This window comes from Pseudoalteromonas sp. G5_S1_14_S5 (assembly GCF_054968605.1).
In genome coordinates, this window is the sequence record NZ_JBQKUM010000008.1 from 71,888 (window position 1) to 87,265 (window position 15,378).

Sequence of the window (15,378 nt, forward strand, 5' to 3'; positions counted from 1 at the left end):
TGTTGTTGTAAAAAAAGAGTAAAAACAATGTGATCAATGTAACATTAATTGATTGTTTTTTGTTCTTTAAATCTCAATTTACAGCAGGGTTTTGTTGTTTGTATTAATTAAATCAAAGGGTTGTGTGTGTGTTTTCTGAGTGGTAAATCAATTTGCCAAGTGTTAATAAAATGTTTATGTTTGTTTTGCATTCGTATCCAAAATCATACAAAAACAAAATTCAAACACTGTTGAAACTAATAACAAGCAAACACTAGGCATACGCCACAAGGAGAATTACGCATGGCTCGCATTCTAAAACACGGCATCACTGAAGAAGCATCGGCATCAAACAACGCGCAAGTACGTCAAACGGTTGAGAACATTCTTTCTGATATTGAAAAGAAAGGTGACAGTGCAGTTCGTGAGCTTTCAGAAAAATTTGATAACTGGTCTCCGGAGCAGTTTCGCCTAACCGATGAGCAAATTCAGGCATGTGTGGACGCATTGGACGAATCAACCAAGCACGACATTGAATTTGCACAAACACAAGTCCGTAACTTTGCGCAGATCCAACGCGATTCAATGCACGACGTCGAAGTTGAAACCATGCCTGGCGTTGTGCTTGGGCACAAAAACGTACCGGTGAACAGTGTTGGCTGTTACATCCCTGGTGGTAAGTACCCATTAGTAGCGTCTGCGCACATGAGTGTTCTTACTGCGAAGGTTGCAGGTGTGAAACGTGTTATTGCTTGTGCTCCTCCATTTAATGGCCAACCAAACGTGGCGATCGTTGCAGCAATGGCGATGGCGGGTGCGGATGAGATTTACTGTTTTGGTGGCGTACAAGCGGTAGGCGCGATGGCGCTTGGTACAGAGACGATTGCTCCAGTAGATATGATCGTTGGCCCGGGTAATGCTTTTGTCGCAGAAGCAAAACGTCAACTGTTTGGTCGTGTTGGTATCGATTTGTTCGCTGGCCCAACAGAAACATTGGTTATTGCTGATGAAGAGGGCTGTGATCCGGAATTAGCCGCAGCAGACTTACTTGGTCAGGCTGAGCACGGTTACAACTCCCCTGCGGTACTGCTAACTAATAGCGAAACTTTTGCGAAAGAGACAGTAAAAGAAATCGAGCGTCAGCTAACGATTCTTCCTACTGCGGAAGTGGCTGGCAAAGCGTGGGAAAACTATGGTCAAGTGATTGTATGTGATAGCTACGAAGAGATGGTTGAAGTAGCAGATGATATTGCTTCTGAACACGTTCAAGTCATGACCAAAGATCCTAAGTACTTCTTAGATAACATGACCAACTACGGTGCATTGTTCTTAGGCCGTGAGACCAACGTTTCTTACGGCGACAAATGTATCGGTACTAACCATACACTGCCAACCAACAAAGCAGCGCGCTACACCGGCGGTCTGTGGGTTGGTAAATTCATCAAGACATGTACTTACCAGCGTGTGACAGAAGCAGCCTCTCTGAAAGTAGGTGAGTACTGTTCACGTCTGTGTGCACTAGAAGGTTTCGCTGGTCATAAAGAGCAAGCGGATATTCGTGTACGTCGCTACAAAGAAAAATCAGTAGAGGCATAACATGACAAAACTCGCCTTAGTGACAGGCGGCAGTGGCGGCATTGGTGCCGCCATATGTGCCAAGTTAGCGCAATCCGGTTACCGCGTTGTGTTCACTTACAACAGTAACGAAATTGCCGCTCAACAGATCTTGGATAGCTTGGAAGGATCAGGCCATGCCATGTATAAATTGAATGTTGAAGACAGCTCTGAGATAAGCGCTTTAGCGGAACAAGTTAAGGAGTTATCGGCTTCATTAGACTTGCTAGTGAACTGCGCCGGTATGACAAAGTTTGTCGCACACAGTGATTTAGAGTCTTTAAATGACGAGCTGATAGACAAGATTTTCCGAGTCAACGTTCGTGCACCATTTGCCATGGTTCGTGCGTTCGAATCTCTACTTCGCAATGCCAAAGGTTGCGTGGTGAATATTACTTCAATAGCGGCTCAAACAGCCATGGGAAGCAACGTTGCGTATTGCGCGAGTAAGTCGGCAGTCGAAAACATGACTCGCTCATTAGGTCGGACTTTGTCTCCGGACATCCGAGTGCTTGCTGTGGCGCCGGGTCTTGTGGATACCGAATTTGTTAAAGGGCTAGATGACGAGTGGCGCAACGCGCAAGAGCAATCAACTCCTCTGAAACGATTGGCCTGTGATCAAGAGGTCGCCAACGCCGTTTATGCAGCTGCGGAGCTACTGACATTTTCAACCGGAAATACCATTGCAGTCGATGGTGGAAGACCGTTAGGTAATTAATATAACGCTGCGATGAGCGGCTTACGCACTTAACATCACACTTTCGGAACCTAATGGAAGCGCGATGTTAGGTTAAAAGGAATTTAGAATGACCCTACAAAATACAATTAATAATAACCTCGTGCGCTACATGGAGCTAATACCTGGTACTAGCGCTTTCATTGACGCGCGTACTCCGGGAAGCGATCTAAAAGATAATTTTTGTATCATCGGCGCAGGTGTAGCTGAAAACAGCCGTCAGCATGTTCATATTCGCGAAACAGCAGGCTTTAACATCGGTGCTGCTGGCCAGCCACCAGGAATCAAAAACTCTCTGCATTCACACCATACCGCTGAACTGTTCGTGGTTTTCAAAGGTCAGTTTAGATTCTATTGGGGCAACGAAGGTGAACATGAAGCGGTGCTATCACATGGTGATGTCATCTCAATTCCTACCAATCTTTTTAGAGGCTTTGAGGTGGTAGGGCGTGATTACGGCTTTATGTATTCCGTTTTAGGTGGCGACAACTCTGGTGGTGGCGTGGTTTGGCATCCGAATGTGATTAAAGACAGCCAAGGTTACGGCTTGTACCTAAAAGCAGACGGTACACTGGTTGATACCATTGATGGTGATGCCGTGCCAAATGAATCGGAACTAATGCCACTACTAACTGAAGAAGAACTGAGTAAATTTGATACTTACACTGCGGAACAAATGATGCCGTTCGTTGCGCTGAAAAAGGACTACCGAGAAATCACCAGCGACTTTGACAAGCCTGGCGTGAAGCAATTTGCATTAACCGGTCACCCGTCTGCGAGCTACGACTTCCAAGTTAAAAGCGTTGATGACGTGAGTATCATGGCTTACGAGTTAACCGAAGGTGCGAGCATTCCAGTTCATCAACGCGATGAAAAGCAGGTGTTGATTAACTTTGAAGGCGATACCTTACTTAATCTAGTAAAGGATGGCGAGCAAGCTCAGCTAGTGTTGACGACTGGTGACGTGTTTAGTGTGCCTGTGGGCGCATCGTACAGCCTTGAGAACCTAAGAGGCACTAGCTTCACCTACGTGGTATTAGGTTCTGACCAACCACAAACACTACAAGGCAACTAATGATGAAACCAGAAGTACCACTGCTATGGTTACCTGGTTTGTTATGTGATGAAGCGTTGTTTCAAGACGTCAATAAAGAGCTGCCCGATTGGGTGGCTCCTTTTACTTGTGACTTGGGAGCTGACACATCCATGCAAGCCTTGGCGAGTAAAGTACTAGATAACGCCCCGAAAAGTTTCATTCTTGGCGGGTTATCCATGGGAGGGATCCTCGCGTTTGAAGTTTTCAGGCAGGCGCCAGAACGCGTAAAAGGCTTAATATTAATGGATACAAACTCTGCTGATGAAAAGCCAGAGGTGTCGGAGAAAAGAAACGCGTTAGTTGATAAAGCAAAAGCAGGGGAGTTCGAGTCAATAACTCCCGATATTTTAATGCCAGTGCTTATTCATCCTAACCAGTTAGCAAACCAAGCTCTGACTCAAAGAATCACGCAAATGGCGAATAACGTCGGCATAGAAAGGTTTGAGGCTCATGCCCAAGCATTAGCGACTCGTCCTGATGCTAGGCCGTTACTTCAGGATATTCAGGTACCCACTTTGATAATTACCGGAAAAGACGACCTGCTATGTCCGATCGATAATCATCTTTTGATGGCAAAACACATCAAGCAGGTATCACTTCACGTTATTCCGGATTGTGGACACTTATCGACATTGGAGCAGCCTAAGATTGTATCGAAACATATACAGAATTGGTTAGAAGAGTTCGCTTAGAGGCTTCACAGTGGGTTAGAACAGGGTTCAATTGATTTAGGTAACAATACCGTTAAAGCTGGGCTAAAGAAGAGTGCGTCCTATCTACTTAACAGGACACTTCACGAAGCCTCTTTCCAATATCAAAAGTTACCCGTATCTTTCTAATTTAAGTGATTACTCTAAGAATATTCTTTCCAAAAAAATGTTACGGCGACCTGCTTAGTGTTGTGATCACCGAGCGATTCTGTTGTACCAAATCCATGTTATAACACCAATTGTTAATCTTTGTTAAAATTTGATGCTCATTGATTGTGTACATAAGATATAAATCGACAAGTAATAAAGTTGCATACTAAATTTGCTGCTTTTATGCTTGTTTTATAAGCAAGTTACGATGTTTTTATATGCCAAAAAGTAAGTACGTACCCTCTGAAAGAAAATACAAACGGTGGATAAAAGAAGGCCGTGGCAATGGCTGCGGCTCAGATTATCTGCCTTGGATAACGGTTCGCGATGTTCCATCCGATGGTCGCTCTCATCGAGTCTTTGGTCATAAAAGCCAGCGCACTCATCATTTGCTCTATGATTTAGAACTTGCCGTATTCTTAACTTACCAAGTGGGAACAGACTAGAGTTCACTGAAAGGTTTATTCTGTGCATACAGAAAACCACGGGTTTACCCGTGGATGAATGCCAACTCCAAAATTACAGCGTAAGCTGTTTGTAATTTTGGTCAACGCTTTAGCGTTGTCACGGTAAGTACCCCGGGCATGCCCGGGGGAATCTTTTTCAGCGGATAACTTTGACTCAGTGTAGGCAAGGCTTTTCGATTTATATGGGATACGATTGTCTTTGGCGTCAAAGGTGAAGGTTTCCATCTCTATACTATCAATACCCGATACATCATTGACGTTTTTGACTTCAACAATGGTTGAGGTGTAGGACCCCATTTGAGCGGATAGATACCAACTACCGGCAGGGAGCATAGAGTTTACGTGACCCCCATACATGTATTTTACTGACATATTATCGGAGGCTGGTGGCGTGACATCCCTAATGATGTTCGTCGATTCTGAATTAACTACCACTCCATCCAGTGACAATGTTTCAGCCTGAACGGTATAGCTACCTTCTGACGGAATAGACACGCTAAGTAATGAGCCGAAATATTCACTGCTAAATGGAGAGTAAGCATCATTAACGGTGATCACGTTGCCCGTGGTGGTGGTAACAGCTACGCCATTCTGAAGAATACTCACTCGGATGCGGCGATCTAACCCTGCGCTTACATGAATCCCTAATTGGCCGACGTTATTAATCAACGTGGATTCGGCAGTATTCGTTTTTACAAGCTTCGATATACCGAGTGTATCTGTGAACTCAAACCCCTCAATTGCTGAATGTGCGAACCCAGATGTGGTGAGACATAATGATAGAAAACATAATCGCAATTTCATAATTGACCTATTTAAATCAAAGTGAATTAGATTGATGCTATCAAGAGTGGCTTAAGGGAAATTCAAATAAAGGAAGAAATCGGGGTGTTTGATTGACGTTGGTGCTTTGGAAAAAGAAAAGGGCTCATAGTGAGCCCATTCTCGCTCTTGAAACCCCTTCCAAGAGACTTGTGCTCGCAAGACCTCTCCTGCGAGACTTCAATCCGAAGATTGACCTTCTGGAACCCCTTCCAGTCGGATTTGTATGGAGGAACTAAGAATAAACTAATGTCATTCATTTCGTTCAAAAACAGTATACACCAGAAAGATTGGTTGTTTAGCAAAAGAAACTTAATTAATAATTAAAAATCGCCTCTCTATTTGAGAAAAGACGAAGACCGCCTAAATACAATGCTCTGAGTATTATCAAAAAGGACGATACAATGAATAAATCCCGTTACCCCCTCTATGGTCTAATTGCGAGTGTCTTCATCATTGCAGGTTGTTCGAGCGAGCCGGAAAATGCTGCGTATTGTCCACCAATGAAAACTAATTATGACGCCGTGCATGGACATGAAAATGAGAGTGAATATTTCAAGGCAGCAACACCACTGTCATTGAATGAATTCAATCGCAAGTCATACGAAGCGCTTATCATCGATGGTGAAGTTCATTTGACCGACCCTAAGCGTATATCCAGTCGATACGTATTGATGAGCCTCAATCATGGGAAGGAGTCCTTGTATGTCATCAGGCACGCCGCGATGGACTACTCAAGGTTAAGTGGGTATGACTATGCCTTCTTAGCCGAGCATAAAGACAACGCAACCGTAGTAACGAGTGGAGAAAAGGTGACAGTCATTGCGTCATCTGGACAACCTAACTCATTTCACTACATCGAAGCTCCCATTTACAAAGAAGGGTATGAAGGAAGGCGCGAATGGAAAACTCAAACGTTTCCACATGGGGTGACAAATCAATTTGATGAACTGTATATCGACACGGCCATTTCCATTGATAACAAACCCTACGTTCTCGGTTTTGCTAAAACAAAGACAAGTTCAGGTGAACGAATAGGCGTTGTGCTATTTGATTTGACAACTAAAGGGTCATACAAGTACACAAGGTTGCTTGAATATAAGGGGAAGAAAGAACTACCTGGGAACGCGATGTACGTGTATCAACATGATAACGTGGTGATGATCAGCGTGTTTGATAAAACGTTTAAGATCACCCATTCAGACTCGTGAAGGTAAGTGACCGATTGTTATTACTACTTCCGCAGAAGCTCCTGAATCGGAGCTTTTGTGCGTTTAGACAGTCGATATTATGCTTTATCCCTTATCTCCTTTCTGTTTTGTGAAATGTACATTCCACACATATTGGAAATTGAGTTCAGAACAGTATTGGAATCTATTCCCGGAAAATTTTTGCAGTAAATCTCTAGGGCCATTAATCCAATATGCATGCTTTGTGGCAGGTTGACTGGTACGGCTCTGATCGGTTTGTCTTTCTGACCTACTTGAAAAAAGACTTTTGAACCTTGGTGCTCTACGCCAAAGAATTTCGATGATTTCTCACCTCCCACACCATGATTACCGAAATAAATCTTTTCGTAAAAGCCGAAACATACCCCGATGAACAATGGCAGTTCGATGTCTGTGAGTTGAATCGCGACCTTATCTTTCCAATTGAAAGAGCGGTCACCTGAATTATTACTAATGGCGGCTTCTAAACGAATGGTATAGAAAATATTTTGTTCGCCATTTTCATCAACAATACCCTGTTGGCTAGACTTCAATTTTTCGTCAGGCTTCACTTCCAAAGCAGCTTTACCGCCATGAACCTTATAACTATGAGCTCGTATTTGGCGCATTGAATTAGGATCAGGTTCTTGGTTATTTGCTTTAAATGGGTTCGGCTTTAGTCCTGCATTTTGCGGGTTATTCGCTGGTGGTGTAGCTGGTGAAAACGCTTGGTTCTTTTGAGGTTGCTCGGGGTGCGCCGATCTTTGTTGATTTACAGGGACCGAATGTAGATTCGCACTTGATGGCGCATTGTTGTTTTGCGGTTTCTGAATTGGTCGATTGCTAGGCGAAAATGTTGGAGTGTTCATAAAGTAGTCCCCGTTCGATATTTAACAGGGTTATACAACTTACAGCTGACTATTTAGCTATTGGTGAACTTTGTTCTATGTATTTTTCGATATCCGATACCAATTGTTTTGTATGGACGCATAAGCGGTAGTAAACGGTGGGAGACTCATCAGCATAAGGGCTTAAAAACATATCTGCTGTGTATCCGGTATGATGATAGTTAGCAGCTCGTATGCCTTCAGTCAGAATGCGAAGCGGGATGACAGGGTAAGGATCGATCAGCGTTTGATTAGCTTCTAAAGATGACTGTAAAGCTAACTCAGATTGAAACAGTGCTTTGTTTAATGCGTCTTTTAAGTTGACCAGAGCCAGATGGGTTGAGGCTGAGTCAATCAACGTTAAAGGGTCTGTGTTTTTCATACCATCGTGTCTTGGTGGATCCAATTTCATATATTAGCATTTCTATATGTGTTGTAGTTATCATTCCCATAAATTTTAAACGCACAGCAAATAGATCAATTAGTCATCGATATTTGGCTGCCTATTTGGATTTTATGACTAAATAAAGTGTGAAGATTACGTATATCCAGTTTATCAATGTCTCGGTAACGGAAGCGTATGAACATTACACAGTACACATATATCAAAATATTCGGCACGCTCGTTGGATTAGTGTTGGCCGTATTGCTACTTAGTGGTCGGTATCAGATTTCATTGGTCCCAACAGCATTGGGTTGTTTACCTATCAAGGCCGCAGTCATCGACTCTAAGAATCATTTCCCCAAGCGTGGGCAACTCATGTCCTTCCTGTCGCTTAACGCTCAACCTTATTTCGCACATGGCACCAATTTCTTGAAAATAGCAGCTGGTGTTGCTGGAGATACCGTGACCTTTGACTTGGATGGAGTCACCGTGACCACCAAAGATGGGGAAGTCATTCGTTATGCGGCTGATGCTCGTCGAATGATTAATTATGCCCAAATCGACTTCGATACCCTCAATAAGACTTTCGTTGTCCCTGAAGGGCAATATTTCGCTCTTGGCACGCTACCTACCTCTTTTGATTCAAGATACTGGGGTTTAGTTGCACACTCTCAAATTATCGGAGTTGGCTATGCATTTCTCTAAGGCACACAACGTCTTGTTACTAACTTTATTCATTGCGACTTACGCGTTGGCTAACGGACAACTCACTCAAGAAGATCTGGATAATGTACAACGCAGTAACGACATCATATCCAACGCCCATGAAGTTCAAGGTACTCAAGCAGTTTTAGATGCAAGTAACCTGAACCCTAAAATGATGAAAGAATTGAAAGAAATGGCCGATCACGCCAAGTCGTTGAACAGTACCATTTCTGACCAATCGGGCTCTCTTATCGAATATCGGAAGGACGATACGCCAGATATCAATTTCAGAGCCCTTCAAGATGTTATCGATGATAACCAAACTCAGTATCAAGCCAATTCCATTGTCAATGAAGGACAACCAAAACCCTTAGCATTCGATCCCTCCACATTGACAATTGATAATCTCGATTCGATAAGCATTGAGCAGCCGAACCCTTCGTCTCCAAGTCAAAAAGTAGACAACAAATACGACGATGAAGAAGCGAACACGGTTTTTTGGATATTCGTGTCGAGTTCAATGCCTGATCACCAAATGAAAGAGGTGCTAGAGCTCGCTGCAGAGTGGGGAGGCCGTGTTGTGTTTAACGGCTTACGACCTGGCGACGTGGGCGTACCAGATATGATTAAAGGTTTGTGGCAATTAAAGGTCAAACTGGCTAATGCTCAAGATGACATACGCACGCATGCCGAGAACCCAGACAAACTGAAACGAATCAATAAAGCCGCTGTTTACATGGATCCAATGGCATTCGAGCGTTTCAACATTGAACAAGTTCCAACGATGGTTTATGAGCGCAAATTATCCGATAACACAAAACTCGTCGGGAAAGTGAAAGGTCTAATCAGCGCAAGCTACTTACAGAACGAGACGGAAAGCGCGGCAGCAAACCCTGATTATGACGGCTCCGAGGTATTCCTTGGTGAAATGGGCTCCATATTTCCTATCGCAGAAAAAAGCTTCATTGAAGAGTCAAAAAATAGAATGAGGGCCGTGGATTGGGAAACGGAACAAAAACAAGCAATAGCACGCCATTGGCATAACCGCAGTTTTCATACTCTTCCACCAGCCGTGAAAGACCGTGAGTTCGACTTTGACCCAACAGTGATAGCCACTGGTGATGTGAAAGCGGTCAATGGTCTTATTCTGGCCAAGAAAGGAGAGTTAATAAATCCCCTCAAGCCGCTTAAAAACCACGACATAGTACCTGCACATTTAACCATGTTTGTCTTTGATGCGACCGACGAACAGGAAGTGGAGTTTGTAAAGTACATGTCCCTCAATGAATCTCGCGGGAAAGTGAAACTCATATCTACACGTATCGATAAGGATAGGGGGTTTGACCATATATCTGAGTTAAATAAGAAGTTCACCTATGACGTGACCATCCTGACTAAAGAAGTCATCGACCGATTTGATTTGGAAGTGACCCCGACTCGGTTAATTAGTACCGATGAGGGTATGTTCCAGATAAATGAGTATTCGGCGCAAACAGTCACTCAGGTCAACCTACAAGTGGCTGACGGTGGCCAACCTACACCGCTCAATCAATCCAAAACAAACTAGTTAAGGAAAACACAACATGATTAAGAGTCTCGTACTTATTGGTTTCGGCGTCGCTCTCGGTGTGTGGTTGGCTGATACACAACCTAATCTAGCCAACTCAGTGAGGGACATTACTGAATCAAGCATTGATGCTGCAGATCAGCTAATGAAAGATAACCCAAACTTCTCGAATTCCGTGAACAACATTAAAGAACAAGGTATTGACGCTGCTGGTGTTGTGATAGAGCAAGTGAACAAGAACTAAAGGGAGGAACATATGATTAGGTTCTTTTTGATTGGTTTGATGTCCACAATGATAAGCATGGCGAGCTTATATTCTGTGGCTGCGGATAACGACAAGGCAGGCGACTTATGTCCCGATGCCAACATCTTGAGTACGGTCATCGACGGTATGTGTTGGAGCTGTTTACTTCCAATTCGACTAGCCGGTATTGGTGGGGACGCGCCTAAAGGAGCCGCTTCGAGCAAGCCTTTTTGCATGTGTGCTGATGAGCTAGGTGTCCCTGAATGGGGTATACCGCTCGGGTTCTTCCAACCATCAAGGATCGTATCTTTTTCACCAACGCCATACTGCATGCCTTCATTCGGTGTTCGTTTGGCAGACGATAATACCCGTGCTGGACAAGGCCGAACAGAAACAGCGATTGACGATACAGAAACTTCTTTCTTTCACTATAAATATTGGGTTTACCCAGTAATGCAAATGATTGAAATGTTTGCCAACGCGGATTGTACCTATGATGGGGCGACAACATTGGATTTGGCGTACTTTTCCGAAGCCGACCCGTTGTATCAAGATGATTTGTTGGCGTTCGTGATGTTTCCGGAAACCGTTATCTTTTCGAACCCAATAGCGACCTCTATCTGTACAGCCGATTGCGCTCAAATACTGGCTGGTGGAGAGGTAGTTGAAAACTATTTTTGTGCTGGGTGTTCAGGGAACCTTTACCCAATGACTGGCAATAATCAGTACAGTGACGATCCGGTACGTGGCACTTCGTTGTTAACCACGCGTTTGATGGCCACTCTACACCGACGTGGGCAAGCACAGCTGACAATGGGTAATCATATGATTCAAGACAGTTGTGAACCGAACTACGCGCCAATGTTGCCAAAAACACAATATCGTTCTTCCATGCTTTACCCAGTAAGAGAGGCGAGCTCGCAACCTAAAGGTGGGGGAGGATCTTCAATTCCACTATCAACAGGTTGTTGTCATAAACTCGGTGACAGCGTTCTTAAGTGGGGTAATGGCCGATTGGTCCCTGGTCGGGAAGCGTTCGTTTATCTTCTGTATTCTTGGAATGATTGCTGCTTAAGGTAACTTTAGAGAGCCACCCTAACGGGTGGTTTTTTGTATTCGTTTAACAAAAACTCAAAATGCCCTCGCTATTTGAAATTTTTTAAGTGTTACGGGATTAACCTGATCTTGTTTTGAGAAAAAGGCAGGGCGTTATGTTTAATCGAATACTGACTCACTTTAGCTTGTTCGCGTTTCTGGTTCAGATCTTTCATGTTTCGTTTATCGGTGTGCTGTATGCATCTACCTCAACGGTGACCTACGCACAGAATATGTCACTTGATGAGATATACGGAAACTTTCAAACACCTACTTACAGCGGTGGCAATGCTACTGTAGGTGGTAACTCGCTAGGCAACTCAGAATTGTTTGGATTGGATGTTGAGCGTGTTGGATCAGAAGGGCAATTTGACGCATACCAAGCTTATCAAAATGAAAATAAACTGAGAGAGTCAGGACAAGGTGTTTCAGATAGGTTTTCGAATAACACCGTTGGTAGTGAGTCGGACTATGACGCTAAGGCTTACAACACATTAAAGCTTAATTATAACGACAATTACCAAAAACTAGAGTCCGATGACTCTATCATGGTCGATGCCGACAACATTTTTAAAGAGTTGGCCAATAACCTAGATGATGCCAATTCAGATTTTTATAGCGCTTGCACGACAGAAACAAATACGTACTCAGTAAACAGAGAGTATGTCGGGAAAGTCAAAAATGAATGCATGGAACCCGACCGTTCCAATCTAATGAAGTGTGAATTAAAACGACACACAACCTACCCTTTGAAAAAGCGCTCTGGTAGTGGCGATGTAGAAATCGTCGATTCACATACTTTTAGACTGACCGTAGGTGACCCAACCGACAACAGTACTCATGACCATGGAATGGGCTGTTACCACAAAATCAACTTTGTTGAATTTGAGCTTGAAGAAGATGTCCGTATCAGTTCGGTAACGTTCGAGCGAGTGTGGGTGGATGATGTCATTCAATTTACACTAAATAATGCAATCGTTTATCAATATGTACCCACTAAATCGTATTGGTTTAACAATGGCAGTTGTCGTGATGGCGATTGTACTTCATACCCTGATTACGATGAAAACGGCAATTGGGCGCACCCATATGTAGACGAAACTGGCTTTCCATACCAACACACTAATTGTGAATTCAGCTCCAGCCGAGTGTTTACTACAAATACCAACATAACAAGCCAATTTGAAGCTGCTCGTGCTTCTAATCGCGGAATCGTTAAATTCAAAATGCGTTTGGGTGTAGGCGGTGGAGGGGAAGGTAAAGCCACCATTCTCGTCCGTACTGTGGACCCAATTGACCCTAAAGAATTCATTGAGCAATCTCCTGTTGGTTGTGCTGCGGAACTCGGTTGGATTCAAGACCCTTCGACGTGTGATGTGTTTGGTAGCGAAGGCGATCAGATCTACATTAATCCAGACTGTAGTAATCCACTGAATCAGAGTGGTGGACAACAAGGCATGATGTGTAGCTACGGAGGATGGGAATGTGTGGAATCCGAAGCGGCGCATATCGATGATTATGATCAGTTCTTAATCGGTTTGCCTATTAACGTGCCTCGTCCGGGCCAAACGAGCGATGGTAAAGCGTGTTTAAAGGCCAATGCTGTCAACTACGAATGCAATCCTTTACCGAAGCAACAAATTTGTGGTCAACCTTACTGGCCAGAAAGCAATGAGAGGGTTTGCACTTCTTTCACTGAATTTAACGCCAATATTCCGGATCGCTGTGAGCCTTACAGAAATAATGCCGACTGTGCGTTAATTGAACAAAACCCAGCCTTTGTTGACCCTATAACGGGGCGAGCATACGTCCAAGAGTCAGTCTACGAATGTAACACTTATACAAACGGAAACTATTCGTACACGATGGAGGAAGACATTTGCACGGGTGAAATGCAGTGTGTGGGTGGAGATTGCCGTTATTCAGAGCTTGAAATGAATGATGACTTTGCGGAAGCAATGGCGACGTTCAAGATGCTGGAAGACATTAAATCGAATATGGAGTGTGAAAATCCAGATGATGTCTCCACCTGTAAAGTCTTCAATGGTGAAGTGTCATATTGCGGTATCGAGCAGACAGGGCTTGGTTTTAACTGCTGCACGATATCCGCAGGACAAACCAATATCTTCGATTACATCAAAGGCGTCTATCATCACTATGCGATGGAACAATCACTGGCTGGGTTGGCAAGCTCTGGTGCCGGATTTGGTTCCTGGGCGTCTAGTTACCCAACTCCTGTTACCAATACCGTAACTTATGTGACCGATGCTGTGAGCGCTGGTTGGGATTTTGCGGTACGTAACATCACGGGTGAAGTCGGGGAGGCCGCAGCTGAGGCCGCAACAGAGAGTTTGCTCGATGAAATTAAAGGTGAATTGATGAAAAAGGTCGCAGACCTGCTGCCTGATGCAATCCGAGATGCGATCTTTGATACTGTGACGGAGGGAACCGGTTCGACTGCTACTACAACAGTGTCACTCAACCCAGCTGTCTCTGGCGCATTTGCAACTATTATGGCCGTTTATGCTACCTATCAACTGATTAAGTTGGGTGCAATGATGATTTCGGAATGTGACGACCTTGAAATGGGCATGGGTATGAAGCTCGACCAACAACAATGCATATATGCCTCAACCAGTTGCCACAAAGACACGCCATTTGGCTGTCTCATAAAGCGTAAGCACTATTGCTGCTACCCGAGTCCATTGGGGCGTATCATCATGGAACAAGCGGCGCCTCAACTGAATATCAGCCTCGATCCGAGAAATGGACAATGTTCAGGCATGACGCTTGAACAAGTCAGCGAGTTGGATTGGGACACCATAGATTTAACCGAATGGGAAAATCTGATTATGGCTTCTGGACTTGCAGTAGAACATGACGATTTAAATATCGATACCCTGTCGAGCCAAGCTTGGATGCCAAACAATGATGATGCAATGAACCCTGTCGACCTTAACCAAGCACGTTTCGAGTCAACTGACGCCGACGCAAACTTGAAAGAGACACATGATGCAGCAACACCTGGTAACTTGGATTGCTCGGTATACCCTAGACCACCAGTGTGTGACTCACCATTATCGATTTTGGACGATTAGAGTTATTTAACAAAGATAAATGGAATGAATCAACTGACTGAACTACAAGCTGGGTTAGCAATATTACAAGCTCATTGTACGAGGGGAAAGGTTATTGTGGAGGCAAACGCTAGAGGAGTTGGAATCAACGTTACCTTACGTGCGCCAAAGAATGAGCAATCAGGTTTACTGGATAAGCTGCGGTCAGTCGCACCATTTAAAGGCAAAGAACAGCTAATTTCTCTGTGGGTCGATGACCTTAAATTCTATGAGTGCCGCTTGGAGAAATATATGGTTTATATCTCAGACACGTAAATTACTTCAATACATCAAAAAGGGCTTACAGTCTAAGCCCTTTGTCAGAGGCCAATATAGTTTGAGTCATTCCAATTAAGATTGTTTAATTACAATATAGTTTGTTATGCATACTTGAAGGTGTAACGTCTGTCTTAATGGTTAATATCTAAGGTTGTAAGGGTGAACTGAACTAAGGCATAGTTCTTATAGAGGTAGTGCTTTCTGTGCTGATTGGAATCTAACAGAGGCGATGTTGTGTGATTACAGAGGCGATGTTGTTACAGAGGCGATGTTGTTACAGAGGCGATGTTGCCAAACTCATTTCTGTCGGGTGGACGA

At 43.9% G+C, this 15,378-nt stretch carries 14 protein-coding genes and 1 pseudogene; 12 read left to right on the forward strand and 3 right to left on the reverse strand.

Translation table 11 applies throughout. The annotated features are described in order from the left end of the window. Positions 1–282: 282 nt before the first annotated feature. The 5 genes and pseudogenes from hisD to ACTRWI_RS04270 all read left to right on the forward strand — a co-directional run. Entirely contained in the window at positions 283–1,575 is a 1,293-nt protein-coding gene (gene hisD / locus ACTRWI_RS04250; RefSeq protein ID WP_499129610.1) for a histidinol dehydrogenase, read from the forward strand. Position 1,576: 1 nt separating this feature from the next. Further along, the gene (locus ACTRWI_RS04255) at positions 1,577–2,311 is read left to right on the forward strand and encodes an SDR family NAD(P)-dependent oxidoreductase (RefSeq protein ID WP_499129611.1); all 735 of its coding nucleotides are present in this window, start codon (positions 1,577–1,579) and stop codon (positions 2,309–2,311) included. Positions 2,312–2,399: 88 nt separating this feature from the next. Next, the gene (locus ACTRWI_RS04260) at positions 2,400–3,404 is read left to right on the forward strand and encodes a cupin domain-containing protein (protein WP_499129612.1); all 1,005 of its coding nucleotides are present in this window, start codon (positions 2,400–2,402) and stop codon (positions 3,402–3,404) included. Beyond that, positions 3,404–4,117 carry an alpha/beta fold hydrolase gene (locus ACTRWI_RS04265; protein WP_499129613.1) on the forward strand — a complete coding sequence of 238 codons (714 nt, stop codon included), beginning with the start codon at positions 3,404–3,406 and terminating at the stop codon, positions 4,115–4,117. Before ACTRWI_RS04260 ends, ACTRWI_RS04265 begins: the two co-directional genes overlap by 1 nt. 386 nt (positions 4,118–4,503) lie before the next feature. Continuing rightward, positions 4,504–4,707: pseudogene (locus ACTRWI_RS04270) on the forward strand (heteromeric transposase endonuclease subunit TnsA); the annotation flags it as partial. 39 nt (positions 4,708–4,746) lie between these two features. On the opposite strand, the gene ACTRWI_RS04275 reads toward ACTRWI_RS04270, so the two are convergent. Then, positions 4,747–5,556, reverse strand: a complete 810-nt coding sequence (locus ACTRWI_RS04275; protein ID WP_499129614.1) for a DUF4165 domain-containing protein — start codon at positions 5,554–5,556, stop codon at positions 4,747–4,749. Positions 5,557–5,978: 422 nt separating this feature from the next. On the opposite strand from ACTRWI_RS04275, the gene ACTRWI_RS04280 reads away from it, so the two are divergent. Beyond that, complete coding sequence (locus ACTRWI_RS04280) at positions 5,979–6,785, forward strand: hypothetical protein (RefSeq protein WP_269999849.1); 807 nt, start codon at positions 5,979–5,981, stop codon at positions 6,783–6,785. A 77-nt stretch (positions 6,786–6,862) separates the two neighbouring features. On the opposite strand, the gene ACTRWI_RS04285 is transcribed toward ACTRWI_RS04280, so the two are convergent. Then, a complete protein-coding gene (locus ACTRWI_RS04285) occupies positions 6,863–7,651 on the reverse strand; it encodes a hypothetical protein (RefSeq protein ID WP_499129615.1) in 789 nt (262 codons plus the stop codon). 49 nt (positions 7,652–7,700) lie between these two features. After that, the gene (locus tag ACTRWI_RS04290; protein WP_269999847.1) at positions 7,701–8,051 is read right to left on the reverse strand and encodes a hypothetical protein; all 351 of its coding nucleotides are present in this window, start codon (positions 8,049–8,051) and stop codon (positions 7,701–7,703) included. Positions 8,052–8,249: 198 nt separating this feature from the next. Between ACTRWI_RS04290 and ACTRWI_RS04295 the strand changes: the two genes are divergently transcribed. The 6 genes from ACTRWI_RS04295 to ACTRWI_RS04320 all read left to right on the forward strand — a co-directional run bounded on the left by ACTRWI_RS04295 (position 8,250) and on the right by ACTRWI_RS04320 (position 15,057). After that, positions 8,250–8,759 (forward strand): S26 family signal peptidase, encoded by a 510-nt coding sequence (locus tag ACTRWI_RS04295; RefSeq protein WP_499129616.1) that lies wholly within the window; start codon positions 8,250–8,252, stop codon positions 8,757–8,759. Further along, complete coding sequence (locus tag ACTRWI_RS04300; RefSeq protein WP_499129617.1) at positions 8,746–10,326, forward strand: TrbC family F-type conjugative pilus assembly protein; 1,581 nt, start codon at positions 8,746–8,748, stop codon at positions 10,324–10,326. The genes ACTRWI_RS04295 and ACTRWI_RS04300 overlap by 14 nt, the downstream gene beginning before the upstream one ends. A 16-nt stretch (positions 10,327–10,342) precedes the next feature. After that, a complete protein-coding gene (locus ACTRWI_RS04305) occupies positions 10,343–10,570 on the forward strand; it encodes a hypothetical protein (protein ID WP_269999845.1) in 228 nt (75 codons plus the stop codon). Positions 10,571–10,582: 12 nt separating this feature from the next. After that, positions 10,583–11,650 carry a TraU family protein gene (locus ACTRWI_RS04310; RefSeq protein ID WP_081230309.1) on the forward strand — a complete coding sequence of 356 codons (1,068 nt, stop codon included), beginning with the start codon at positions 10,583–10,585 and terminating at the stop codon, positions 11,648–11,650. Positions 11,651–11,781: 131 nt separating this feature from the next. Continuing rightward, complete coding sequence (traN, locus tag ACTRWI_RS04315) at positions 11,782–14,763, forward strand: conjugal transfer protein TraN (protein ID WP_499129618.1); 2,982 nt, start codon at positions 11,782–11,784, stop codon at positions 14,761–14,763. Positions 14,764–14,787: 24 nt separating this feature from the next. Continuing rightward, on the forward strand, positions 14,788–15,057 hold the full coding sequence (locus tag ACTRWI_RS04320) for a hypothetical protein (protein WP_086714931.1): 270 nt from the start codon (positions 14,788–14,790) through the stop codon (positions 15,055–15,057). The last annotated feature ends 321 nt before the right edge of the window (positions 15,058–15,378 follow it).

Coding starts and splice junctions, on each gene's coding strand:
- ACTRWI_RS04265 (WP_499129613.1), top strand. CDS start 3,404: ATGATGAAACCAGAAGTACCACTGCTATGGTTACCTGGTTTGTTATGT.
- ACTRWI_RS04300 (WP_499129617.1), top strand. CDS start 8,746: ATGCATTTCTCTAAGGCACACAACGTCTTGTTACTAACTTTATTCATT.
- traN (WP_499129618.1), top strand. CDS start 11,782: ATGTTTAATCGAATACTGACTCACTTTAGCTTGTTCGCGTTTCTGGTT.
- hisD (WP_499129610.1), top strand. CDS start 283: ATGGCTCGCATTCTAAAACACGGCATCACTGAAGAAGCATCGGCATCA.
- ACTRWI_RS04275 (WP_499129614.1), bottom strand. CDS start 5,556: ATGAAATTGCGATTATGTTTTCTATCATTATGTCTCACCACATCTGGG.
- ACTRWI_RS04260 (WP_499129612.1), top strand. CDS start 2,400: ATGACCCTACAAAATACAATTAATAATAACCTCGTGCGCTACATGGAG.
- ACTRWI_RS04280 (WP_269999849.1), top strand. CDS start 5,979: ATGAATAAATCCCGTTACCCCCTCTATGGTCTAATTGCGAGTGTCTTC.
- ACTRWI_RS04255 (WP_499129611.1), top strand. CDS start 1,577: ATGACAAAACTCGCCTTAGTGACAGGCGGCAGTGGCGGCATTGGTGCC.
- ACTRWI_RS04310 (WP_081230309.1), top strand. CDS start 10,583: ATGATTAGGTTCTTTTTGATTGGTTTGATGTCCACAATGATAAGCATG.
- ACTRWI_RS04285 (WP_499129615.1), bottom strand. CDS start 7,651: ATGAACACTCCAACATTTTCGCCTAGCAATCGACCAATTCAGAAACCG.
- ACTRWI_RS04290 (WP_269999847.1), bottom strand. CDS start 8,051: ATGAAAAACACAGACCCTTTAACGTTGATTGACTCAGCCTCAACCCAT.
- ACTRWI_RS04320 (WP_086714931.1), top strand. CDS start 14,788: ATGAATCAACTGACTGAACTACAAGCTGGGTTAGCAATATTACAAGCT.
- ACTRWI_RS04295 (WP_499129616.1), top strand. CDS start 8,250: ATGAACATTACACAGTACACATATATCAAAATATTCGGCACGCTCGTT.
- ACTRWI_RS04305 (WP_269999845.1), top strand. CDS start 10,343: ATGATTAAGAGTCTCGTACTTATTGGTTTCGGCGTCGCTCTCGGTGTG.